This is a genomic window from Oscillospiraceae bacterium (genome assembly GCA_035380125.1).
Lineage (GTDB): Bacteria > Bacillota > Clostridia > Oscillospirales > JAKOTC01 > DAOPZJ01.
Genome location: DAOSWV010000022.1, coordinates 16,997 through 40,942, shown reverse-complemented (window position 1 = coordinate 40,942; position 23,946 = coordinate 16,997). Strand labels below are relative to the sequence as shown.

Sequence of the window (23,946 nt, the reverse complement as noted above, 5' to 3'; positions counted from 1 at the left end):
ATGATGGGAGGCAACATGGAATTCTTAAAAGCACTCGAGCAGATTCGTACCCCGTTTCTCAATGCCTTTTTCCAATTCTGGACTTTTTTCGGTGAAGAATTGTTGTTGCTCTCTTTACTCTGTATTGTTTATTGGTGCATCAATAAAGATCTGGTCTATAAATGCGGATTGGCTTTTTTCGGCTCGGGTCTGGCGGTTCAGTCGCTCAAAATCGCATTTCGAATCCCGCGTCCCTGGGTACTAGATTCAACATTTCAACCTGTCGGCAGCGCCATTGAGACAGCGACCGGTTATTCATTCCCGAGCGGTCATTCACAGGGGGCGGCAGCGGTCTTCGGCACAGCGGGACTTCATATAAAAAAGCCATGGGTTAAAATCGTCTGCTTCATCATCTTCCCGATGGTTGCCCTGTCACGGATGTATCTGGGCGTACATACACCAAAAGATGTAATCGTCGGCCTGCTTTGCGGCCTGCTTTTTGCCGTTATCGCACAATTGCTGTTAAAAAAAGAACTGTCGCCCAAACAAAACCTCATAACCGCTATCATCCTCGCATTGATCTCGATTGCCACGGCGGTCTATGCTGCCCTGATGTATAAAAATGGCATCATCGCTTACGAATATGTCTCCGACTGCAGCAAATCTGCCGCCGCAGGTCTCGGATTCGCTGTTTGTTGGTATGTCGAGCGCGTACATATCAAATTCGATACGCACTGTAACCGCTGGTGGAAGCACGTGCTCAAAGTGTTCATCGGTATCATCGGAATTCTGCTCATCAAAGAGGGCTTCAAGCTCATATTCGGTGAATCCCTCGCTGTCGATATCATCCGATACTTTCTCATGATCATCTGGGGCATGACGGTGTTCCCACTGATCATCAAAAAGACCTTCAACCGCAGCCCGAAAGCCGGTATAAAGTTTGAAAAATGAATTTTCAAACTCAATCTATAAAAATAGGATAATAAATATGCGAATTGCAATCTGCGACGACAACCCCGTTCAGGCCGGAAATCTCCAAAAGATTGTCTCGGGCTGGATCGAACAGCGCGGCGTTCGCGCCTGCGTCACCAAATACCCAAGTGCCGAAGCCTTTTTATTCGAATATGCTGAAAACATGTCGGTCGATATTCTGCTGTTAGACATATTGCTCAGCGGCATGAACGGCGTCGAACTCGCCCGACGTATCCGCGAATCCGATGCCCACCCGCAAATCGTCTTCATCACGGCCTATTCGGATTTCGTCGCCGACGGCTACGATGTCGACGCACTGCACTACCTGATGAAACCGATTGAACCGGAAAAACTCTGTGAAGTTCTCGACAAAGCGGTTAAAAGTCTCTCCAAAGCAGAGCCTTCCGTCATGTTGGAAACCGAGGAGGGTATTGTTCGTCTGCTTGAAAAAGATATTATTTATGCTGAGGCGTTCTCGCACATCGTCTGTGTTAAGTGTATATGCGGCGATTTAACCGTAAAAACACCGATCTCCGAACTCGAAACCCAACTCGGCGAGTCGTTCGTGCGCTGCCACCGGTCGTATCTGGTCGGCCTGCGCCATATCCGCCAAATCACCCGCACCGATGTCATTCTCGACGACGGCGGCAAACTGCCGCTCTCCCGCCGCAATTACGACGCGGTTAACCGAAAATTTATAAGCTTTTATAGGGTTAAATGATATGGATTATTATTGGTACATTATAATCGGTGCGGTTTTCATCGGCACGGTTCTCGGTATCATCCTTTGGCAGCGTGCCTACACCAGAAAGCTCGTCAACAAATCCATTTCGGAATACCAAAGCGATCTCATCACCAAACACTGCGAAGAGGTCGAGAACATCTATACCAAAATGCGCGGCTGGCGGCACGATTACCGCAACCACATTCAGGTTATGAAGGTCTACCTCGACGACGGTGAAACCGAAAAATTAGGCAGTTATCTCGAGGATTTGAAACTCGACCTCAACAGCGTCGATACGGTGGTCAAAACCGGCAATACCATGATCGACGCCATCTTAAACAGTAAACTCTCGCTGGCTTATAAACGCGATATCGACGTCAGCGTCAAAGCGGTTGTCCCGAAGGACATCGGCATCCCCGATATCGACCTCTGCGTCATCATCGGAAACCTGCTTGATAACGCCATGGAAGCCTGCGCAAAAACCGATACGGATGCACGTCCTTGGATGCGCATCTTCATCGGCGTGTTAAAAGGGCAGCTCTATGTCTCCGTCAGCAATTCGATGACCGGAGATGTTCAAAGAACGCGAAAATCGGACGAAAACGTTCCCGCCATGTATGCCACAACTAAGAACGGAAATACGGAGCATGGTTATGGCCTGATTCGTATCGACGATATTGCCGCCCGCCACAACGGCTATGTCAACCGCCAGCACGAAGACGGCGTTTTCGCAACCGAAGTTTTATTGCCTCTTATTAAATAATGTATGGGTGCGTGCCTATGTATGTGCTCGTCTCACCTTACCGTAGAGGCGAAAAAACCGTCTTTGTGAAGCAAGCGCGACGAAGCAATCCAGAAACAAAGCGTCCGGGTTACCGCTGCAGCCCCGTTAACCACTCATCTGAATTGCTGCGGGGCTAAAGCCCCTCGCAATGACGGGGTATCGGAGTGCCGCTCCGGTCACCCCTACATTAAAATATTCCGTTCGCGTCGAAATTTCGACCATTTACGATGAAAATTCAATAAATAAATAATTCTATGTTACACTTCATTCGAATTATCCGAAAGGAGCTGTACTTTCTTGCCTGAAAAAGAAGAAAAAATAAAACAGAAAATCAAACCCACCTATTCGGTCTTCCAAAACATTTGGTTTTTATTTAAAAACATCTGGGAGGTCGACAGATTAACGATCTTCTCTCTGCCGGTTGCGATGGTTTGCTCTGTTGCTTTGCGTTACGCTTGGCTTTATTTACCCAAATTCGTCATCGACCGGGTGACCAACGGTTCGACGGCCGGGCAGATCGCGTTGGCCTCGGGCATTTTCGTCTTGGCCTGTATTTTAGTCGAAATAATCAACGGCTATTTTACCGGTAATGCGAGTAACCGCTTTCAAAAAATTTCGGTCAACTTCCATAAGCGTATTTTCATGAAAACGCTCAACTGCGATTATGCGCTGCTTGAGGGCGCAGAAGGCCAGACCAAATACCAAAAAGCCCGCAACTGCGAGGGTGACTCTTTTAATGATCAAGCAAATTCTACTCTTATGTTTTATAGATTCTTCCAAACCACACAGAACATCCTTTTGTTCATCCTATTCACCACAGTGCTCTCGGTCGTGAACCCGTTGATCGTCGTATTGGTACTTGCAGGTTCTGCGGCAGAAATGCTGGCGCGAATGGCATTCGAAAAATGGGTTGAAAAGCAAAAAGACCGCTGGGCCAAGAACGATAAGCGTCAGAATTACGTCATCAAGACCTCGTCCGACGCCATATCCGGCAAGGATATCCGCATCTACAAAATGAACAAATGGTTTGCAGACCTGCGGAATATGCTGCTGAAACAGCAGATCAAAGACCGCCGGGAGCGCAATTTCAAAGAATTGCTCTCCGATGTCCCCTACTTACTCAACACCTTCCTGCGTGATGCCATTGCTTATGCCTATCTGGCATGGAAGGCCTCCATCGGTGACATCTCGGTCGGTGACTTGATTCTCTATTTTACAGCCATCACCCAGTTTTCGGTGCAGATGCAAAATGTTGTCGGCTGGATTCACGAGATCAACCTCTCGAATTATAAAATCTGCGACCTACGCAATTATCTTGACATGCCCGATCAACCCGACCCGTCCGATCCGACCGACGTTACAACCCTAACCCGTCCGCTGAACATCGAATTCAAAGACGTCAGTTTCTCTTATCCCGGTTCTGATAAATTAATTCTTGACCGGCTTAATATAAAAATGCGCGGTGGTGAAAAGATCGCGCTTGTCGGCGTCAACGGCGCGGGTAAAACGACCATCGTCAAATTGCTCTGCGGCTTTTATAAACCGACAAGCGGTCAGATTCTGATCGACGGAAAAGACATCGCAAACATGCGCCGCGAAGATATTTTCTCTCTGCTCTCAGCGGTCTTTCAGGATATCTCCCTGCTGCCCGTCTCGGTCGCTCAGAATGTCGCCATGAAAAAGCCGGAAGATATCGATTATGCACTCGTACAGGACTGCCTCAAACGCGCCGGTATCTGGGATCGCGTTTCTAAACTGCCGGAAATGGAAAGCACTCAATTGCTGCGCCATATCCACGACGACGGCGTGTTACTCTCGGGCGGTGAACAGCAAAAACTCCTGCTTGCAAGGTCTTTATATAAGCAGGCGCCAGTGTTGATTCTGGATGAACCGACCGCAGCGCTCGACCCGATTTCCGAAAGCGAAGTCTACGATAAATACCAGGAACTTGCGGGAGGCAGCACCGTTCTCTTCATCTCCCATCGGTTGGCCTCGACCCGTTTCTGTGACCGCATCTTCTTCTTGGAAAACGGCAAGATCACCGAACACGGCAGCCATTTCGAACTGATGAAAACCGGCGGAAAATACGCCGAAATGTTTGAAATCCAAAGCCACTATTATAAAGAGAACATCACTCCGAACGCTGACGCAAACGGTGTGCAAAGCATGCCGTTGAAAGGAGGTGCGGTCTGATGTCAACCGAAAAAGAAAAAACAGCTAAGCCAAAAAAAGAAAAGCTCTTAAAACGCATGGGTGCCACCATCCGGGCAATGGTCAAGTGTTATAAACTCGCTCACTCGCTCGATAAATGGATCGTCCCGCTGTCTTGGATCCGCTGCACCATTAATTCCTGCTATTCGCTGGTCGCAACGCTGATCCTGTCCAAAGTACTGGATATGCTGTATGCGGGCGAGCCGTTCAAGGCGATTCTGACTCCGATCATCGTCGCTTCCTGTACCATTTTGGCGCTCAATACCACCTCAACCGTCATCGGAAAATACATGAACATCCATAGAGAAATCGCCATTCTCAACTACGCGGCCCGTACCGGCGAAAAGACGCTCGATATGGACTATCCGCTGCTCGACAGCCCCCGTTCGCAGGACTTGCGCCGCCGCATCCAAGAGGATAACCTGATGGGTTTCGGCCTCAAGAGTACCTTGGAAATGATCTATTGGCTTCCGCGAAATTTGGGTGATATCATTTCCTCTTTTATTTTGTTGTGGCCGATGCTGACCGGCACGGGAATTTTCCGCCAATGGGACTTCTACGTCTACTTTTTCCTTTCATTAATTACCTATCTTGCAATTGAAATGCTGCCCACTTTGAAACTCAACAAGATTTGGCTGAAAGAAATGGAAGAAAAGAGCATCGAAAAAAAGACCACGATGTATTATATATACGAATCCGGTCAGATGGAATACAAGATCGGCAAAGATATCCGCCTGTTCGGCGGACAGGATATGCTTGAACAAGAAGTCGAACCCGGCCGCAAGTGGTGGTTTAAAAAGTTCGAGCGCTACGGCCGCCTGAACGGCCTCGGATGGATTTTCGGCGGAATCCCGGAGTATATCCTTACCGGCGGCGCTTATTTCTACACCGGCATCAAATGCGCGGCCGGCGTCTTCGGCGTGGGAGGCCTGTACCGTTATGCATTTGGTTTCTACCACCTCATCGGCTCCATCGCCTCAATCGTTCGCCAGCTCACTTATTTCGAAGTTGCGGCAAAGCGTCAGGAGAGCACGCTTGAATTCCTCTCGATTCCCAATGAGATGTACAAAGGCACGCTTCCGGTCGAAAAGCGCGTTCACTGCGACGGCGGCGACAACGATTATCTGATTGAATTCAAAAATGTCTCGTTTAAATACCCCGGTTCCGAAGAATACGCCCTGCGCGATCTCTCGATGAAGTTGCATATCGGCGAAAAGCTGGCGGTAGTCGGCATGAACGGCAGCGGCAAAACAACAATGATCAAACTGCTCTGCCGCCTCTATGATCCCACCGAAGGTGAGATCACTTTAAACGGAATCGATATCCGCAAATATGATTACGAGGAATACATGCGCATTTTCGGCGTTGTTTTCCAGGACTTCAACCTGTTCGCTTTCTCACTCGGCCAAAATGTCGCAGCCAACGTCGAATACGACGTTGCAAGAGTCACTGACTGCTGCAAAAAATCAGGACTTTCTCTGGATAAACCCGGCGATGTCGCCCATCTGACTACCGAAACCTGCCTGTATAAAAATTTTGACGAATCAGGTGTCGAGATTTCAGGCGGCGAAGCGCAGAAAATTGCTCTTGCCCGTGCCCTTTACAAAGATGCACCGTTCATCGTTCTTGACGAACCGACTGCAGCACTTGACCCCATTGCCGAATACGAGATCTATTCTAAATTCAACGAGATCGTCGGTGACAAGACGGCTATCTATATCAGTCACCGGCTGTCCTCCTGCCGTTTCTGCGATGACATCGCGGTCTTCGATCAAGGTTGCCTTGTCCAACGCGGAAGCCACGATCAACTCATCAAAGAACCTAACGGTAAATATTTTGAACTCTGGAACGCTCAAGCCCAATACTATGCATAATTCAAACTCTTAACCGCCCTTAGGCGGTTTTCTCTTCTTTTATCCATAAATTGATCCCAAAAACGACTGTTAACAATAATTCTGCACACAATATGTCAAAATGTAACCGAAAATGTAACCATTTCGTGATATTATATGCATATCAACACATTCCAACCGATTAAAATGTAACTTCAACGATATATGTCACCTGGCAGAAAGGAATCGATATGAAAAAGCGCCCCCTCTTAACAGCCTTATTGTTATTGCTATTTGCAAGCATTATTTCCGGCGTGTTGGCGGTTTGCTATACAGCGGCTGATCTGATTAACAACCGGCCTGTCAAACCCAGTGCTTCGGCAGTTGATAACAACCGCATCACGGCGGATATTTTCATTGTTCCGTCCGGAATCATCGGCCGTTAATTTTCCCATTTTGAAATATCGATAACTCATCGAGCGGGCTTGCACGGCAGGCTCGCTTGATTTGCTTTTACCACAAACAGGCATCCCTTTAACCCCTTCTTTTTATGCAAAAACGCTTGACATCATGCCGATTTTATGCTATATTATTTCGAGCCGCATGTGTGCGCTGCCAATCAGGCAGTCAGGGCTCCCGGAAGCAAGTGGATTACACAAACTCGACGCGAGGTATCCCTTCGCCCTGCACAGCGAGATCATCGAAAGGTGTTTTTAAAAACAATGTACGCAATCATCGAAACCGGCGGTAAACAATACCGCGTCACCGAGGGCGACGAAATCTTCGTCGAAAAGCTCGGAAAATACGACGGCGAACAAGTCACGTTCGACAAAGTTCTGGTCGTCGAAGGAGATAAGCTGATCACCGGCACACCGTTTGTGAGCGGCGCCGCAGTCGTCGGAACCGTCATCAAATCCGGTAAAGCCAAAAAGATCACCGTTTTCACCTACAAAGCCAAGAAAAACGTGCATCGCAAACTCGGTCACCGTCAGCCCTACACAAAGGTCAAGATCGAATCGATCACGCTCTGATGATCAAAGCCACCTTCTTTTACCGCGCAAAAACGTCGGTCGGATTCGAGGTCAGCGGACACAGCGGAACAGCGGAGTCCGGAAAAGACATCGTCTGCGCAGCGGTCACGTCTGCGGTCATGATGGCCGCCAACACGATCACCGAATCATTCGGCATAAAGGCAACGGTAACAGTCGGCGAAAACACGGTCTCCATCCACGGATGCAAAGACCCCAACGGGCATAAGGTCATCGGCGCACTCAAAGACCATTTGGCTGCGATTCAGTCCGATTACCCGGATGCAATCAGGATAATTACCGAAACGGAGGAATAATAAAATGATTAAACTCGGTCTTCAGTTCTTCGCTCATAAAAAAGGAATGGGCTCGACTAAGAACGGACGCGACTCCGAGTCCAAGCGCCTCGGCCTCAAGCGGGCAGACGGTCAGCAGGTTCTCGCGGGCAATATTCTGGTCCGTCAACGCGGAACCCATTTCCATCCCGGCGAGAATGTCGGCATGGGCAGCGATAACACATTGTTTGCCAAAGCCGACGGTAAGATGAAATTCGAACGTCTCGACCGCAACCGCAAAAAGATCAGTGTCATCACCGAATGAAATGTCACCGTGTGACATACGGCGAATGACCTCGATCCAACACTGAATATGAAGAATGGGACGAGCAGTCGTCCGAAAGCAGGACTCCTGTTTTTGGTCGTCAGACCGTCCCTTATTCTTTTACTGAGGGAACTATGTTTATCGACACCGCAAAAGTTTTATTAAAAGCCGGAAACGGCGGCAACGGAGCTGTCACTTTCCACCGCGAAAAGTATATCGCCAACGGGGGACCCGACGGCGGTGACGGCGGAAAGGGCGGCGACATCCTGCTATGCGGAAATACCCATCTGACCACGTTGGCCGATTTCCGTTATAAGCGCAAATATGCCGCGCCCGACGGCGCTAAGGGTGACGGCGGCTGCAGAGCCGGACGAAAAGGTGAGGACATCGTCATCGCACTGCCCATCGGCACCGTCATCAAAGACGCCGAAACCGGCCGTATCATCGCCGATATCTCCTCCGAAAAACCCGTTATCATCGCCAAAGGTGGAAGCGGCGGTGCCGGTAACCGGCATTTTGCCACTGCAACCCGTCAATGCCCGCGCTTTGCCAAAGCAGGTGCCCCCGGCGAAGAGCGCGAGGTGTTATTTGAGTTAAAACTGCTGGCTGACGTCGGTTTGGTCGGCTTTCCGAACGCAGGCAAATCCACGTTGATCTCTGCGATAAGCAACGCACGCCCCGAAATTGCCGATTATCCGTTCACGACACTGCGCCCCAATCTCGGCGTGGTTTACGGAGACAGTGAGAATTCCTTCGTCATGGCGGATATCCCCGGCATTATCGAAGGAGCAGCCGAGGGCGTCGGATTGGGTCATGAGTTTTTACGCCACATCGAGCGCTGCCGCCTGCTGCTGCAAGTCGTAGACGTCGCCTCGACCGAAGGGCGTGACCCCAAGTCTGATTTCGATGTTATCTGCTCCGAACTGGAACGTTACAGCCCACTGCTGGCTTCTCTTCCCCGCATCGTCGCGGCCAATAAGACCGACAGCGCCATTGAGGAAATGGTCGACGATTTCTGCACCTATGTTCGCGGCAGGGGTTTCGAGGTCTTCCCGATCTCTGCAGTCACGGGCGTGGGACTTAAAGAATTGAAATATTATATCTTCAAAGCCCTGCCCACACTTCCGGCCATCAAAGTCTATGAACCCGAACCGGAGCCGGAACTTAAAATCGAAAACGACCGCCCGTTTACAGTTACGAATAACGAAGGTGTCTTCATCATTGAAGCGCCGTGGTTGATCCGGATCTTGAATTCCGTCAACATGGACGACTACGAATCGTTGCAATATTTTCAACGCGTGCTGCGTCAGAGCGGCATCATTGCCGAACTGGAACGCCAGGGCGTCAACGAGGGGGACACGGTGAGCATCTATGACTTTGAATTCGAGTATGTCCGATAACCGTTTTTTCGAACCGGTCGGTTCTCCCGATCAAATGCCGGTTTCCAAATTGGCTTTTCTGGGCGACGCGGTTTATGAATTAATCGTGCGCGAGCAGCTGGTCGAAAGTGCCGAAGTCCCGTTTGAAAAACTCAACGATCTCAAGCAGGAATTTGTCAAAGCCACTGCACAGGCCGAAGCGGCAAAACAGATCTTGCCGCTCCTGACTGAAAAGGAAGAATTGATTTACCGGCACGGTCGAAACGCCAAACATAAGAATGCGCCAAAGAGCGCTTCACTCGGTGAATATTCAAAAGCCACGGGTTTTGAGGCACTTTTGGGATATTTATGGCTTTCCGGTCAAAAATCACGTATAATGGAACTTGTGGAGGTCATTCGAGAAAAGTAGGAGGTCTTTCAGTTGAGCGGTTCCGAAAAAAGCGTAAAGCTCAAAAGCATTCTTTTTGACATTCTCGGTTTTTTCGCGGGCAGTTTATTAATGGGGTTCTCGGTTCAATATTTCGCAGCCCCAAACAACATTTCCATCGGCGGCGTTACCGGTATCGCCACGATGATCAATTACCTGTCGGGCGGTAAATTTCCGATCGGTATCGTAACGATCATTCTCAACATTCCGCTCTTTGCACTCGCAGCATTTATGCTGGGAAAACAATTGCTTTTCAAATCAGCAATCGGAATGCTGGCGGTCTCTGCGATGATCGACTTATTAAAATTCATAAAACTCCCGGTCTATCAAGGTGACATGATCATTGCAGCGTTGTTTGCAGGCGCAATCGGCGGTGTCGGACTCGGCCTTATCTTTTTACGGGGCGGCACAACCGGAGGCGTTGACATCATCGGTCGGCTGATCAAACTCAAACATGCCCACATGGAGATGGGCAAATTGATTCTGATGATCGAGGGTTTTATCTTAATCGGTACGTGGCTGGTCTATAAAAACATCAACAACTCCTTGTATTCACTGGTCACGATTTATGCCTATTCCCGTCTCACAGATACCGTGCTGTACGGTATCGACTACGGAAAATCCTACTTCATCATCTCGACCAAACCGCGCGAAATCGCCCGAGAGATCATGGCGCGCATCGGGCGCGGCGTCACATTTTTAAAAGGTAGCGGCGCTTATACCGACGTCGATAAAGAGATCATTCTTACCGCGCTGCGTAACAGCGAAACCTCCAAGGTCCGTACCATCATCCGGGAAATCGACCCGTCGGCATTTATCATCGTCTGCAGTACAAGCGAAACAATTGGAGAGGGTTTCAAATCCATCCGAGAAAACAAATGATTCTGCGAATTTACGTTTCGCCCGCGAAACAATTGGAGAGGGTTTCAAATCCATCCGAGAAAACAAATGATTCTGCGAATTTACGTTTCGCCCGCGAAACAATTGGAGAGATTTTTAAGAGTTATCGCTTCAATATTAATGTAGGGGCGGATATTATCCGCCCACCGTATCCTTTCTCCATGAAGATAAACCGCGTTCACCTGTCCTAACGATATAAAACATCCCATTCACAATTCCCAAGCAAGTGAGGTATTCAAATGAGCGGAAATTTCTGTTTTAACTGCATGAAGGCCTTTGACGGAGGCACGGTTTGCCCTTACTGCGGCTTCAACACGCAGTCCAGACAACTCCCACCGGCCCTGCCCTATGATTCGCTCTTGGGCGGCCGTTATAAAGTGGGCAGATCCATTCGCATGGACGGCGACAGCTACACCTATACTGCGCTCGACCTGCGTACAGGCCGCATCGTCCAGATCACCGAGTTCTTCGTCCACAATCTGATGAACCGCTCCGAAGATGGTACCACGGCGGTCTGTCGCCCCGATAAGGTTGATTTGATCGCCGAACTGCGCGAAGACTTTGTCGACATGGCACACAAGCTGGTCAAACTGGTCGAGCAGAGCAATGTCGTCTCAGTTTGCGATATTTTCGAAGGCAACAGCACCGTTTATTACGTGGTTACCACCGAAGAGAGCATGTCCATGGTGGAAGTCATCGACGCCTTCCGCAGCACGGGACACGCTAATTGGGAAAAAATTCACCCCATTTTCGACATTTTGATCTCCGAACTCGAAATGCTGCACCTTTATGGTCTTGTACACCGCGGCATTGACGAATCAACCGTGTTGATTGCCTCCGACGGCAGCATCCGTCTGCGCGGCTTCTCGATTCCTTCAGCCCGCATCAACGGCAAGGGCGTTCAAATCAATATCTCCGATGATTACGCCGCCCCCGAACAGTTCACCGGCAACCCCTATCCGGATCGCACCGCTGATGTATATTCGGCTTGTGCATTGATGTTCCGCTGCATCACAGGTAAAAAATACAGCCGCGCCAATCTCGATCTCTCGACTTCCCTGTTCCCGGACGATGTGCCGGTCAGCGCCGTTAACGCAATTTTAAAAGGGCTGAATCACGATCCCGAAAAACGCTTTGCCACAATGATGGAACTGCGCGCGGCGCTCTCGGGTGAGACGATTACCGTCCCCGAGACAACCGAAAGCCAACCGAAAAAAGAGGGCAAATACGCCCGAACCCCCTTTGTACTCGGTGTTTTTGCCGCTTCACTGGTCCTGCTTGCCGGTATTGCAATCGCAGCGCTCTATTTTGTTTTTGACGTCAATGTCTTCAGCGCCGATTGGAGGCGAACCAGTTCGGTCGTCAGCCATGTCTATTCCAGCATTCCGCAAACCAGTTCTCAGCAAACTGTTGCAACCGTTCCGAACCTGCTGGATCTCCGACTCTCCGACGTCATGGATCTATACGGAAGCAGCGACAAATTCACCTTTGAAATTGAATATTCCGATTTTAACGATACTTATCCGCGTAATATTGTCATGGCACAAAGCCCTGATCCGAGCACCCCGTCGCCCGGCTTGACCACAATCGTTCTGACTGTCAGCCGCGGTCCGGAATACATCGTTATGCCGTCGGTGTTAGGCCGTCCGCTCAGCGAGGTCTACGAAGAACTGTCCTATTTGGGGCTTGATGTCTATCTGGTCGAAGTTGACGCGAGTTATGTCTCAACTGCGGCGATCACCTATGACGTCGGCATTGTTCTGGATTGCCCCACAGCCGCCAGCAGCATTGTCAAAGCGGAATCGACCATCATCCTGTACGGTACCGCCGACCGCACCTCCGGTACTGTTTCCACTGAAATCAACACGGATGGTACGGTCAGTGCCTGGCTGATTCCCGACCCGGTTGTAATCAACGGCACGGTCTCTTCTTCGACCGACGTTTACGGCAACACAACCTATTATCTGCTCAAAGACCCGTATGAGCTGCCCTACACCTATTCGTATGTCTACGATGAATTCGGCAACATGACGATGAGCAAAGAATTCTCGCCGACCCCGAGCGGAGGCACCGCCTCAGACACCATCGGGTTGGACGGTACAACGACACGTATTTTCACCCCGGATCCCGAACGGCTCTACGGAACCGTCACCGAAAACCTGTTAGCAGACGGTACGGTGCGTTACATATTCCAAGCAGACCCCATTCAAATCACAGGCACCCTTACCACGGTTACCAATCCGGACGGCACAACCTCACAGGTCTTTGTCCCCGATCCGCGCGGCGGCGAAGAAATCCCCACGGCTTCGGTTATCGCAATCCCGCAGCCCAACGGCACAACGTCTTATATCGTCACCCCGCTCACACCGCAATCCGACCAGTCAAGCCAGCAAACGACGCCCTGATCCGTAAACTTATAATCCCTCTTTATAGAAAGTGGCACAAAGTGCCGAGGTGGTTTATTACTAAGGAAACATTCGCATGAATGTTTCCTTTGTTTTTGCACTTATCACCTTGCGTGTGATAAAAAGTATCCGTAATTCCTAAATTGAGCCACTCGCTAATATCTTTCATCCAAACGGATACGCCGAAAATTGTACCACGATCTTATCCGCGATCAACGCATCCGTAAAATGCACCTGCAGCATCGGCCAATATTCATCAGATGCCACAAAAATCCAAACGCCGTCATCAAATGCGGGATCTCCATTTCTTATACTTACTGAACCCCACCCAAGCTTTCTTTTTGACCAACAATCCCCGTAAAACCGTCCGCCATTCCCGCTTTCCTTATAATCTATCTCCTGTGGAAACTTCTTTAAAACATCCTCAAATTTATCCCCAATCCGAATCCCGCGCGGAAATTCTACCAAATTCTCGGTAAAAACAGCTTTATACGCTCGGCAGGTGTTATCTTCCGTACTATCATCCCAGACTCGCACAAAAAACTCGAACTGCACACCGTCATACTGATAAAACACGGAATCAATTTGGGTTCCATACTCCGGTATTTCGGCAGCCGGCACGCCGAACACCGCCTTCATAGATTCGACATCCGTATCCGGCTTGATCCCTTCCGCAGCAAACTCCGATGCGGCCAACCAAACAGCGTCCACTTCAGCCGTCACCATGGGAAGTTCGGCAAAAACACTTTCACTCGGATTATCTTCTTCCCCCGCAACGGTCTCGCTTTCGGTTGCTTTGCTTTCTATGGCACTGACCGCGCTTTGAATACTATCGGTTGCCTCGCTTTTTATATAACTGACCGTTTCACTTTCAACCGGGTGACTCATCACCGGCGCGCAACCGCACATCAAAAACACCAGAATTACCGCAAACACTTTTTTCATGCACACCCTCCTTTTTATCCATACGGATATGGAGAAAACTGAACCGTTATCTTATCCGCAATCAATTTCTCATTGAAATGTATATAGAGCATCGGCCAAATGTCGTCGGATGTTATAAATATCCAAGCACCGTTGTCAAACCAAATATCATGTTTAATTTGCACCGTCCCCCAGCCCACTAAACCATATTTAGTCCAATAGTCCCCGTAAAATAAATTTTCACCCTCTTTATAATTCATCTCCTGTGGAAATTTTTTAAGCACATCCGTGAAATTGTCTCCGATTTTAATTCCGCGCGGAAATTCCACCAAATTCTTTGTGAACTTAGCTGAATAGGTAATATTCTGCTCTTCCCATCCGTCTCTGCCGAGAATGCCTGTTCGAAATGTATATTTAACGCCGTCATATTGATACACCTGATAGTTCAATGTCTTTTCATATTCACCCCAACTCGACATCGGTTCGCCAAATACCGCTTTCATCGCTGCCACATCGGTGCCGGGCTTAATCCCGTCTGCGGCAAACTCTGAAACCGCCAACCTTTTCACCTCTCTCTCGGAAATCACATCGGGCAAATCGGCATAAGTTAAGGTGTAATCAGGTTGTGGCTTCTGCGCTTTTATCGTCACGCAAAACCGGTCGATCTCACTTAGCCCCTCATTGCCCGAAATTACCGAAAACCACGTTTCCGTTTCGCCAAGTGTATTCGGCGCGTTTTGCCCGAGCAGCTGAACTGTCGCGTCGGTTAGAACGCTCCCGCAGTCTACCCTCTCTCCATCTTGCTCATACCAGATAAATTGTGTGTCATGCAGCACATTTCCGTCGCCGTGCTCCATTCCCTCGTCGACATAGAGCGTGTGATTCTCATCACTGTAAACCGTCTTTATCGTATCATATATGACCTTCCCACCACCGAGGATATTCACTTCCACAATTGTATGCCCACTACGGATTCCAATGTTTTTTAATGTATAAGTAAAATATTCGCTGCTCTCCGTAATATACCCCGCATAAAGCGTCCAAAAAGACCTCCCGTCTTCTCCCGTACTCACCTCCACGGGATATCTAAGAGCAATATCATAAGTGCGGAGAGTAACATTCCCTGATACCTCCTCCGTGAATTCAAAGTCCTCAAGTTCGATTTTGTGCTTAATATCCTGCCCCTCAGCGCAAATAAAATAATCTGTCAGCGTCCAATCGGCAATCTTCAATTGAAACTTTATCTCATAATGTTGAACAGCGGGAGCACATCCTGCTAAAAAAAGCAAAATGACAACCGCCACCACCAGCTTTTTCATATCGAGACCCCCTTGTATTCTGATTATACATAATATTCCATATCTTGTAAAGCACTTCATTTTCGAATTTTTGATGTGTTTTTTTGGCATATGTCGATATAAAAGTGATAAAAATAGCGCTTATCGGGGAGAAAATAGGCATTTGCTCTATATTTTATTTAATATTTTCATTTTTTTTGGTGATAACGGCAAATCTGGGCCAAAACAGCATAAACCTCGTAAAAAGGTCTTCAAATTTGACATTCTTTGTGGTACAATATATATGGAGAAAGTTGAACTATTCTCCACGGAGAAAGCTAAATCATTCTCCGCGAAACGAAGAAAATCAAATCGTTCTCCACGGAGAAAGCCTGAACCTTCTCCGGTTATTCATTTTGAAAAGAGGTCTGACACTATGGAAACATACGGAATCGAGAAACTCGGAATCATCCATCCGACAGCCGTTTGGCGTAATCTTACACCTGCAATGCTCGTAGAAAAAGCACTGGCCCGTGGCGAAGGTTCCCTGTCTGCGACAGGCGCACTGGTTGTTAATACCGGAAAATATACCGGACGTTCGCCTGACGACAAATTCATCGTTGACAGCAAGGGCGTTCACGATTTAATTTCCTGGGGTAAAGTCAATGTCCCCACCACACAGGAAAACTTCGATAATATTTATGGTAAGCTCGTTGCCTATCTGCAGAACCGGGAATTGTTCATCTTCGATGGTTTTGCGGGTGCGGATGTCAAATACGGCCAGAAATTCCGCGTCATCAACGAACTGGCTTCTCAGGCTCTGTTTACCAACCAGGCGTTGATTCGCCCGACCAAAGAGCAGCTTGAAAGTTTTGCCCCTGATTTTACAGTTATTGCGGCACCGGGCTTTAAGTGCATCCCCGAAATTGATCATACCCACAGCGAAGCGGCAATTATGATTGATTATGAAAAAAAGCTCGTTATCATCGCAGGTTCTCAGTACGCAGGCGAGATCAAGAAGAGCATCTTCTCAGTTATGAACTTTATTCTTCCCAACAACGATGTGTTCCCGATGCATTGTTCCGCCAATATCGGCGAAGAAGGTGATACCGCGCTGTTCTTCGGCCTGTCCGGCACCGGCAAAACCACACTTTCCGCAGACCCCTCACGCAGCCTGATCGGTGACGACGAACACGGTTGGTCCAAAGACGGCGTCTTCAACTTTGAAGGCGGCTGCTATGCCAAATGCATCAATCTGTCTCAGGAAAACGAACCCCAGATCTGGAACGCCATCAAATTCGGTGCTCTGGTCGAAAACGTCATTATGGATCCGGATACCCGTGCCCTTGACTTCGATGACGACACCCTTACCCAGAACACCCGTGTCGGCTATCCGGTCGATTATATCCCGAATGCTGTCATCCCCGGCATCGGCAGTCAACCCAAGACGGTTATCTTCCTGACAGCGGACGCGTTCGGCGTACTGCCCCCGATCTCCAAGCTCGACGAAAACCTGGCTATGTATCATTTCGTCTCCGGTTACACCAGCAAACTGGCCGGCACCGAGCGTGGCATCACCGAGCCGCAGGCGACTTTCTCGACCTGCTTCGGCGCACCGTTCCTGCCGCTCGACCCGAGCATCTACGCCAAAATGCTGGGCGATCGTGTTAAAGCCACCGGCGCGAATGTCTTCCTGGTCAATACCGGTTGGTCCGGCGGTTCCTACGGCGTCGGTAAGCGCATGAGCATCAAGTACACCCGTGCGATGGTCTCTGCAGCGCTCAACGGTTCACTCGACAAGGTCGAATATGTCCGTGATCCGTTTTTCAACCTGTTAGTTCCGCAGAGCTGCCCGAACGTACCGGCCGAGATTCTCGACCCAAAGAAGACCTGGGCGGATAAAGAAGCCTATAATAAGACAGCGAAGGATCTGGCAGAGAGATTCATCAACAACTTCAAGAAATACACCCATATGCCCAAGGAGATTGTTGATGCTCCGATTGTAAAATAAGAATTCAGGTAATCTCCTTTGGAGATCTGTCGACGCTCCCATTGTGGAATAAGAATTCAAGTAATCTCCTTTGGAGATCTGTCGACGCTCCCATTGTGGAATAAGAATTCAAGTAATCTCCTTTGGAGATCTGTCGATGCTCCGATTGTAAAATAAGAATTCAGGTAATCTCCTTTGGAGATCTGTCGACGCTCCCATTGTGGAATAAGAATTCAAGCAATCTCCTTTGGAGATCTGTTGATGCTCCGATTGTAAAATAAGAATTCAGGTAATCTCCTTTGGAGATCTGTCGACGCTCCTATCCTGAAGAAATAATTCGACTCATTGTGAATAGATAACGGCGGCTGTCCAATTCGGACAGCCGCCGTTTTGTTTTGATTTGTCATTCTGAGCGGAGCGCACAAGTGCGCGCAGTCGAAGAATCTCCGACTGATAACAGCTTAAAAATCTAAATGTCTGTTTACATAATGATACCGAGATTTCTTCGACTCGTCTTTGCGAAGAATGCAGTGACAAAGCAATCCAGAAACGAAGCGCCCTGAATACTCCCTATCTGGATTGTTACGCTCCGCCCGCAATGACGGACCATCCTGTGATTATGAAAGATTTCCCGTATAGGTAGCGACATTAATCCGCGCGGTGTGCCGCTTCCGCCATAGCTTTTATATTCGCCGCCGGAACGTTCGGCAAAATCTCCTCATGACTGGGAGAAATAATGATATTCGGCCCCAATATCCCTCGTACCCGTCTGACTTCATTTCGAATATCATCCGGCGTGCCGTTGACAAACAGCGACTGTGCGTCAATACCGCCGACAAAGGCGAGATCGTTTTTATATTGACTCAAATCGTTTGCGCTCATCCCCGTAGCTTTTGCCTGAATGGGATGGAGGGCGTCCACACCCGCATCGATTAAATCTGGAATGATCCGATAAATCGACCCACAGGAGTGAAGCATCACCTTTTTATTGTGTTTTTTCCCGACCGCAATCAAACGTTTAAATGACGGCATTAAAAAACGCCGAAATTGTTCAAGGGACATAAACAGATCGATCTGCGTTCCGAAATCATTTCCGAAAAACATCACATCGGCCCTGTCGCCCAATCCGCTGAAAAACTTCTCATTTGCAGCCACATAAAAATCAATCATATGCTCGAGAATCGCTTCAACCACCGCAGGGCGCTCATACATGGCCACGAAAAAATTCTCCATGCCCATAAAATCGCAGATGTTGTGAAAAAAACAGCACCACATCCCTGTGAAAATCAGCTTATCCGAGTATTGCTCAATGGTTTTATATAATTCATCAAACACCAAGAACTTGACGTCCGGCCAAGGATATTGATCGACTTCGGCGACCGATTCGGTCTCGGCAAAGCAACCCGGTGCGCTTAAATTCTTTCCGCGCTTAATACCAAAAGAGGGGTCAAATATCGGTCTTCCCTCGGGATGGTGATAGCATTGATCTGCCATAAACCACCGGCAGTCGTCATTCAAGTATTCGTAGATCGCCTCTCGGGTCGGTTCAATGCCCCATTCCTTTGCAAAAATAGGTACCGTATCGGTATTGGGGTGTCCGGTCCACATAACGCCTTCGCCGTTGCTGCTTCGGTTGAAAACACTGAGTCCTTTTTGCCGGGAATTCACAGTCGACCACCTCTTCCGTTATATTTATTTTAAAAATCCCTCGATAATCTTGCGTTCTGCTTCCTCTTCAGTCAGACCCAAAGTACGCAGTTTTGTAATCTGCTCACCCGCAATCTTTCCGATCGCAGCCTCATGAATCAGCGAGGCGTCCACGTTGGCAGCCAGCAGCTCAGGCGCGGCATTGACTCTGCCGTTTCCGGCTAAAATCGCATCGCACTCCGAATGACCCGTACAGCGGCAGTTGCCCTCGATGCGTGAACGATACTCCTGATAGGAGTTATCCCGTGCAACCGAGCGAGACACCAGATCAACCGCGCTGTCATCTCCGTTCAGGATAACAGAAAAATCGGTTTTGGCCTGCTGTTCCCGTTCCGTCAAAATGCGCTCATGAATCACCAGTCTTGCTCTTGCAGCCAAAGTCGCATTCGTCTTACGGATCGTGCTGTCGACGCCGCCGATCTGCACGGTGTCCATCTCGAGAACCGCTTCCTCATTCAAAACCGCCTCGGTCACCGGGTCGATTCTGCGAACGCCTTTCCCTTTTCCGGTTCCAATGTGATTTTCCTTATATAATACATGCGCACCTTCCTCAAGGAAGAATCGGTGGATGCCGTTATGTCTCGAATCATGTCCGTCTTCGGTGTGAACGCCGCAGCCCGCGACGATGATTACATCAGCCCCTGCTCCGACGAAAAAATCATTGTAAACCAAATCGTCCACAGCCCCGTGGGTCACACAGGCCGGGATAAAAACAGTCTCTCCCTGTGCCTTGGAGTCGATATGAATTTCCAATCCGGGCAAATCCTTTTTAGACTCGATTTTAATATGCTCCGAGGATTTCCTGCCGGCACATTGCCCGTCTTCGCGGATATTATAAGCGCCTTTAAAATCGTCTTTAAAAGGGTTTATCTCAGAGATTATTCCAAGCAATTTTCCGGTTATATCATTCATCTCTTCGCCTCCCCTTAGGCCTTTACTGTTTTTTCAATCGGTCTGCCCAACGGGCAGATATCCTGTTTTTCACCGGAGAGTAACTGCGGCAGAATCTCCTCCCGTTTTCCGGCAGTACGCACGGAGCCGTTGGCCACTACGATCAAGTAATCTGCAATCTCAAGAATTCGTTCTTGATGCGAAATTACCAGCAAGGATTCCCTGTGTTCGTTTTTCAGTGCCTGAAACGCTTCTATCAAACTCGTAAAGCTCCAGAGGTCAATTCCGGCCTCCGGCTCATCAAATACTGTTACCTGCGCATCGCAGCGCGCCAAAACCGTTGCAATCTCAATCCGTTTGCTCTCGCCGCCCGAAAGCCGCCCGTCAACTTCCCGGTCGATATATTCGTTGGCACACAACCCGACTTTTCCAAGCACGGCACAAGCGTCGTCAGTACAGAGTTTTTTCCCGGCCGACAGCTCCAATAAATCGCGTACGGTCAGCCCCTTGAAACGCACCGGCTGTTGAAACGCATATCCGATACCGTGCTTGGCCCGCTCGGTGATATCCCAATCGGTGATGTCGGTTCCATTCAAAAATATTTCCCCTGCCGTCGGTTTTTCCAGTCCCGCGATCAGTTTTGCAATTGAAGTCTTACCGCCGCCGTTCGGCCCGGTAATCACCGTCAGCTGTCCATCCGGCACCGTTATATTGACATTGTCCAAAATTTTCACTCCGCCGGGAAGTGTCCATCCGATATTTTTTAATTCAAGCATATATTGCTACCTCTTCGCAAACTCCGGATTATTTATTTTCAACCTTTCAGCCTTAATCTATACCTAAAAGGTATATTGATAATATTATATCATAACCCTGTTATGTTTACAAGCAAAAAGCAAGAGGCGGTTTTCGCCGCCCCTTCTTTGTTTTATTTAATTATCCTAAAGCTGTCTTATCGGTTTCTTTCAGCACATCCATCAACTCGTCAACCAGTTCATAAGAAATCAGCAGATCGCCTTCGCCGTTGATTGTGACATAGTATCTGCGCGAATTATACTCAGTGAATCGAATCACATCGGTGACGCCGGTGTTCAGCTTTATTGTGATTGTCATATACGGCTCAGCCGTCGGCGGATTCTCACTGCGTTCCGAATAGGCAATTGAAGCAAATGTCGTATACAGCGACTTGATTGCAGAAACGTCAATGCTCTTGCCGTTCAAAGTCACGCCGGTGACTTCGGTCGATGAGGTCAGCTTGTAATCGAAGGTTTTGAAATCGGTATCGAAAATAATCTCATCGATATTAATAAGCTTTTCCGTATAGATGTTCCGTTCAGCCAATGAATCAAAGCTCGCTTCGTATACCGCACCCAACAAACTGTAGGGCACCGCATAAATCGCGTTTACGTCATCCACCATCACATAGACCGTGTTGTCATAGACAATGCCCATTTTAATGGTATGCTGCCCTTCGTCATATGTTTGACTGACACTGCCGTCTTCTCCGATTTCGGTGTTTTCGATGGTGTATTTGAAATTCAAGATACGAGCCGGATCATCGAGTCCATACATATGCAAAGTGTAATCGGAAATCTGCATGTCCTTTGTGCCGGCGATCTCGACGGTAACGTCCTCATCAATGATATCAAGTTCCCCCAGCAGATCGCTGATTGCGGTTGAATCCACATCTCTGTTATAGGGTTCGACGATACTGTAATCGAGATAATTGTCCTCGTTGTTTTGAATTTTCAAGGTATCACCCTGCGAACCGCTGAAATTCAATTCCTGAATTACCACATCATCTTCAAGCTGCGTATAGAGTGACGTTTGCATTACGTCTTTCAATGATATAAATGCAATATCGTAAAAGTAATTTTCAATCAGATAAACCGCATCGTCACCGCTGCGCATCATGTAGCAGTAGTAATCGGTCTCGGAATCGCTGAGGCCGACGGATCCGCCGAACGAATAGACGTAGACATTCCCGTCGTTAAACTCGATTGTCACCGTCAACTCCGGATTGTCAAACCCGTACGTCGTAAGATCCTCGGAGGCGACCTCCAGTTTCTTGGTAGCGGTGATCGTGTAAAACGCAAGTGCGATATCGTTGACTGCATAGGCGTCGGACTTGATACCGTCCAAATCATCCAAGAACCAGCTCTTATCGTCGATTCCGTTCACGGATGGATCCGGCGTAAACGAAAAGACGCCGTACAAGTTGTCAATCGTCATTTTCTTAATATCGTTCGCGACGTTATACTCATTATAACCGCTGATTCCGATAGAAATATTCTGATCGGTTTCGGTTTCGCCGTTATTGTTATCGCGTTGGCTCAAGAGAATATATGCACCGCTTGAAATCGCGAGCGCCAATACCAACACAATAACGATGATAATCGACTTTTTCTTCATCACAGATGTCTCCTTCTGGAATAGACCGTGAGTCCCGCGATGATGATCGCAACCGGCGGTAAAACCACAATAATCAGGAAGATCACAACCGTCTCACCGAATCCGCTCACGGAATAGGTCTCGGTGGTAAGATTGATCGGATCAATCACAACCTCATTGACGACGCGTTCAGTCCACTGTTTGAAAGACTCCAGCAGATATTTCGCATTGATCAGCGTACTGTCATTGATAAACGTATCGCTGGCGGAAATGACGCTGCCGGAAACCCAGACGCGTGAAGACACCGCGCCGACGGTCTTGGTGCTGATTGCGGCAACGGTATAGGAGGTATCGCCCGGATCGTCTTCTCTGGGAACAAAAGAGGCCTCTTTTGCATTATCCACAGTTGTCAGGAACGGATTGCCCGTACTCTCAAGCAAAGAGGTTGTCGTAATGGCACCCTTTGCCGGCGCTGTGAATGTAAATTCGATATCTCGGGTATACGGCATCAGCAATTTATAATTGGTGCCCGGCGTCAGGGACGCATAATTTTCACCGTAAGTGGTCTCACTCTCGGGGACTTGAGCATACACCATCAGCGGATTGCTCATATAGCGGTCGGAATCCAGTTCATATACGACATCGTCGGTGACAACAAGACCCCACTCGGCTAAAAATGCATCCAAATTCGGCGTAGTTTGTTTGTCCAATGTTGCGAAATACGCAAACGTGCGATCATATTCACCGTCATTGGTCAGGAACTTGTCGAGAATCTTCAGTTCTTCATCGGAGAAATCATACTGCGGACCCTGTGCCACGATCACGCTGACGTCGCTGAGGTCGGGATTACCCGCAAGATTGATGCTTCTGACTTCAAAGAGATTGTCCTCGAGGAATGTGCCGAAGTCGCCTGTAATCGCTTCATTGTGGCCTGTGGTAAAACCGATAACATAGGTCTTATCCATCAGAACATACTGAATGGCATAGTTCATGGCATTTTCGACATCGGAGTATTCTTTTGATTCATAAGTAGTGGTATCGGTTGTGGTATAATCCAAATCGCTGTAAGATACGATCTTATAACGCTCTCCGCATTTGACCAGAATATCACCCTCGCTGATCTGCTCATCCTGATACGGCAGCAAATAAGTCGGATTATACACAACGTCGACATAACTGTAAGTGAAATAATCCGGATTCACCTGCGCATAGGACTGGATAATTTCCAGCTGCTGCGGAAAATCCGCTTTGAAAGAGTTCTCGTTTTGCAATACCACGATATCGACCGTCTTATTGATACTCTGCACAAAGGCCTTCGTCTCATCGCTCATGGTAAATATTTTTTGCGCTGTCATGTCTGCTTTCAATGACAGCAGATCCAACGCTGATTGCGCAAGGAAAATCGTCACAAGCAGTACGATGGATACAACGACGGTAATCCAGACATGTGTTTTGCCCGTACTCGATTCCTTATGAACTCTGGCCGTTTTTTGGACGGGAGTTTTCTCGGTTGTCTTCACTGTGT

Annotated in this window: 21 protein-coding genes; 14 read left to right on the top strand and 7 right to left on the bottom strand. The window is 48.6% G+C overall.

Features of this window, described 5'->3' with window-relative positions:
• Positions 1-15: 15 nt before the first annotated feature.
• The 13 genes from PK629_09695 to PK629_09635 all read left to right on the top strand — a co-directional run bounded on the left by PK629_09695 (position 16) and on the right by PK629_09635 (position 13,241).
• A complete protein-coding gene (locus PK629_09695) occupies positions 16-930 on the top strand; it encodes a phosphatase PAP2 family protein (GenBank protein ID HOP11748.1) in 915 nt (304 codons plus the stop codon).
• A gap of 37 nt (positions 931-967) precedes the next feature.
• Entirely contained in the window at positions 968-1,672 is a 705-nt protein-coding gene (locus tag PK629_09690) for a LytTR family DNA-binding domain-containing protein (GenBank protein HOP11747.1), read from the top strand.
• A gap of 1 nt (position 1,673) precedes the next feature.
• The gene (locus PK629_09685; GenBank protein HOP11746.1) at positions 1,674-2,438 is read left to right on the top strand and encodes a GHKL domain-containing protein; all 765 of its coding nucleotides are present in this window, start codon (positions 1,674-1,676) and stop codon (positions 2,436-2,438) included.
• A gap of 318 nt (positions 2,439-2,756) precedes the next feature.
• Entirely contained in the window at positions 2,757-4,652 is a 1,896-nt protein-coding gene (locus PK629_09680) for an ABC transporter ATP-binding protein (protein ID HOP11745.1), read from the top strand.
• Positions 4,652-6,544, top strand: a complete 1,893-nt coding sequence (locus tag PK629_09675; protein ID HOP11744.1) for an ABC transporter ATP-binding protein — start codon at positions 4,652-4,654, stop codon at positions 6,542-6,544. Before PK629_09680 ends, PK629_09675 begins: the two co-directional genes overlap by 1 nt.
• A 209-nt stretch (positions 6,545-6,753) precedes the next feature.
• A complete protein-coding gene (locus PK629_09670; protein ID HOP11743.1) occupies positions 6,754-6,948 on the top strand; it encodes a hypothetical protein in 195 nt (64 codons plus the stop codon).
• A gap of 276 nt (positions 6,949-7,224) precedes the next feature.
• On the top strand, positions 7,225-7,533 hold the full coding sequence (gene rplU / locus PK629_09665) for a 50S ribosomal protein L21 (protein HOP11742.1): 309 nt from the start codon (positions 7,225-7,227) through the stop codon (positions 7,531-7,533).
• On the top strand, positions 7,533-7,847 hold the full coding sequence (locus PK629_09660; GenBank protein ID HOP11741.1) for a ribosomal-processing cysteine protease Prp: 315 nt from the start codon (positions 7,533-7,535) through the stop codon (positions 7,845-7,847). The genes rplU and PK629_09660 overlap by 1 nt, the downstream gene beginning before the upstream one ends.
• 4 nt (positions 7,848-7,851) lie before the next feature.
• Entirely contained in the window at positions 7,852-8,130 is a 279-nt protein-coding gene (rpmA, locus tag PK629_09655) for a 50S ribosomal protein L27 (GenBank protein ID HOP11740.1), read from the top strand.
• Between the two features lie 134 nt (positions 8,131-8,264).
• Positions 8,265-9,530, top strand: a complete 1,266-nt coding sequence (obgE, locus tag PK629_09650) for a GTPase ObgE (GenBank protein ID HOP11739.1) — start codon at positions 8,265-8,267, stop codon at positions 9,528-9,530.
• On the top strand, positions 9,502-9,918 hold the full coding sequence (locus tag PK629_09645; protein ID HOP11738.1) for a ribonuclease III domain-containing protein: 417 nt from the start codon (positions 9,502-9,504) through the stop codon (positions 9,916-9,918). Before obgE ends, PK629_09645 begins: the two co-directional genes overlap by 29 nt.
• A gap of 12 nt (positions 9,919-9,930) precedes the next feature.
• On the top strand, positions 9,931-10,818 hold the full coding sequence (locus PK629_09640) for a YitT family protein (protein HOP11737.1): 888 nt from the start codon (positions 9,931-9,933) through the stop codon (positions 10,816-10,818).
• 257 nt (positions 10,819-11,075) lie between these two features.
• Positions 11,076-13,241, top strand: coding sequence for a hypothetical protein (locus PK629_09635; GenBank protein ID HOP11736.1), 2,166 nt, complete (start codon positions 11,076-11,078; stop codon positions 13,239-13,241).
• 165 nt (positions 13,242-13,406) lie between these two features.
• On the opposite strand, the gene PK629_09630 is transcribed toward PK629_09635, so the two are convergent.
• Positions 13,407-14,186, bottom strand: coding sequence for a hypothetical protein (locus PK629_09630; protein ID HOP11735.1), 780 nt, complete (start codon positions 14,184-14,186; stop codon positions 13,407-13,409).
• A gap of 14 nt (positions 14,187-14,200) precedes the next feature.
• On the bottom strand, positions 14,201-15,484 hold the full coding sequence (locus PK629_09625; protein HOP11734.1) for a hypothetical protein: 1,284 nt from the start codon (positions 15,482-15,484) through the stop codon (positions 14,201-14,203).
• 394 nt (positions 15,485-15,878) lie between these two features.
• On the opposite strand from PK629_09625, the gene pckA reads away from it, so the two are divergent.
• Entirely contained in the window at positions 15,879-17,453 is a 1,575-nt protein-coding gene (gene pckA, locus PK629_09620) for a phosphoenolpyruvate carboxykinase (ATP) (GenBank protein HOP11733.1), read from the top strand.
• Positions 17,454-18,080: 627 nt separating this feature from the next.
• Here the strand turns inward: pckA and PK629_09615 are convergent.
• From PK629_09615 to PK629_09595, 5 genes are all read right to left on the bottom strand, one after another.
• Positions 18,081-19,100: a uroporphyrinogen decarboxylase family protein gene (locus PK629_09615; protein HOP11732.1), complete on the bottom strand. Its 1,020-nt coding sequence runs from the start codon at positions 19,098-19,100 to the stop codon at positions 18,081-18,083.
• A gap of 24 nt (positions 19,101-19,124) precedes the next feature.
• Positions 19,125-20,051 (bottom strand): SufD family Fe-S cluster assembly protein, encoded by a 927-nt coding sequence (locus PK629_09610; GenBank protein HOP11731.1) that lies wholly within the window; start codon positions 20,049-20,051, stop codon positions 19,125-19,127.
• Positions 20,052-20,065: 14 nt separating this feature from the next.
• Positions 20,066-20,806: an ATP-binding cassette domain-containing protein gene (locus PK629_09605; protein ID HOP11730.1), complete on the bottom strand. Its 741-nt coding sequence runs from the start codon at positions 20,804-20,806 to the stop codon at positions 20,066-20,068.
• 160 nt (positions 20,807-20,966) lie between these two features.
• Entirely contained in the window at positions 20,967-22,442 is a 1,476-nt protein-coding gene (locus tag PK629_09600) for a DUF4340 domain-containing protein (protein ID HOP11729.1), read from the bottom strand.
• Positions 22,442-23,941, bottom strand: a complete 1,500-nt coding sequence (locus tag PK629_09595; GenBank protein HOP11728.1) for a Gldg family protein — start codon at positions 23,939-23,941, stop codon at positions 22,442-22,444. Before PK629_09595 ends, PK629_09600 begins: the two co-directional genes overlap by 1 nt.
• Between the last annotated feature and the right edge of the window lie 5 nt (positions 23,942-23,946).

Coding starts and splice junctions, on each gene's coding strand:
- PK629_09670 (HOP11743.1), top strand. CDS start 6,754: ATGAAAAAGCGCCCCCTCTTAACAGCCTTATTGTTATTGCTATTTGCA.
- pckA (HOP11733.1), top strand. CDS start 15,879: ATGGAAACATACGGAATCGAGAAACTCGGAATCATCCATCCGACAGCC.
- PK629_09685 (HOP11746.1), top strand. CDS start 1,674: ATGGATTATTATTGGTACATTATAATCGGTGCGGTTTTCATCGGCACG.
- PK629_09660 (HOP11741.1), top strand. CDS start 7,533: ATGATCAAAGCCACCTTCTTTTACCGCGCAAAAACGTCGGTCGGATTC.
- rpmA (HOP11740.1), top strand. CDS start 7,852: ATGATTAAACTCGGTCTTCAGTTCTTCGCTCATAAAAAAGGAATGGGC.
- obgE (HOP11739.1), top strand. CDS start 8,265: ATGTTTATCGACACCGCAAAAGTTTTATTAAAAGCCGGAAACGGCGGC.
- PK629_09675 (HOP11744.1), top strand. CDS start 4,652: ATGTCAACCGAAAAAGAAAAAACAGCTAAGCCAAAAAAAGAAAAGCTC.
- PK629_09635 (HOP11736.1), top strand. CDS start 11,076: ATGAGCGGAAATTTCTGTTTTAACTGCATGAAGGCCTTTGACGGAGGC.
- PK629_09600 (HOP11729.1), bottom strand. CDS start 22,442: ATGAAGAAAAAGTCGATTATCATCGTTATTGTGTTGGTATTGGCGCTC.
- PK629_09630 (HOP11735.1), bottom strand. CDS start 14,186: ATGAAAAAAGTGTTTGCGGTAATTCTGGTGTTTTTGATGTGCGGTTGC.
- PK629_09605 (HOP11730.1), bottom strand. CDS start 20,806: ATGCTTGAATTAAAAAATATCGGATGGACACTTCCCGGCGGAGTGAAA.
- PK629_09695 (HOP11748.1), top strand. CDS start 16: ATGGAATTCTTAAAAGCACTCGAGCAGATTCGTACCCCGTTTCTCAAT.
- PK629_09645 (HOP11738.1), top strand. CDS start 9,502: ATGACTTTGAATTCGAGTATGTCCGATAACCGTTTTTTCGAACCGGTC.
- rplU (HOP11742.1), top strand. CDS start 7,225: ATGTACGCAATCATCGAAACCGGCGGTAAACAATACCGCGTCACCGAG.
- PK629_09610 (HOP11731.1), bottom strand. CDS start 20,051: ATGAATGATATAACCGGAAAATTGCTTGGAATAATCTCTGAGATAAAC.
- PK629_09625 (HOP11734.1), bottom strand. CDS start 15,484: ATGAAAAAGCTGGTGGTGGCGGTTGTCATTTTGCTTTTTTTAGCAGGA.
- PK629_09690 (HOP11747.1), top strand. CDS start 968: ATGCGAATTGCAATCTGCGACGACAACCCCGTTCAGGCCGGAAATCTC.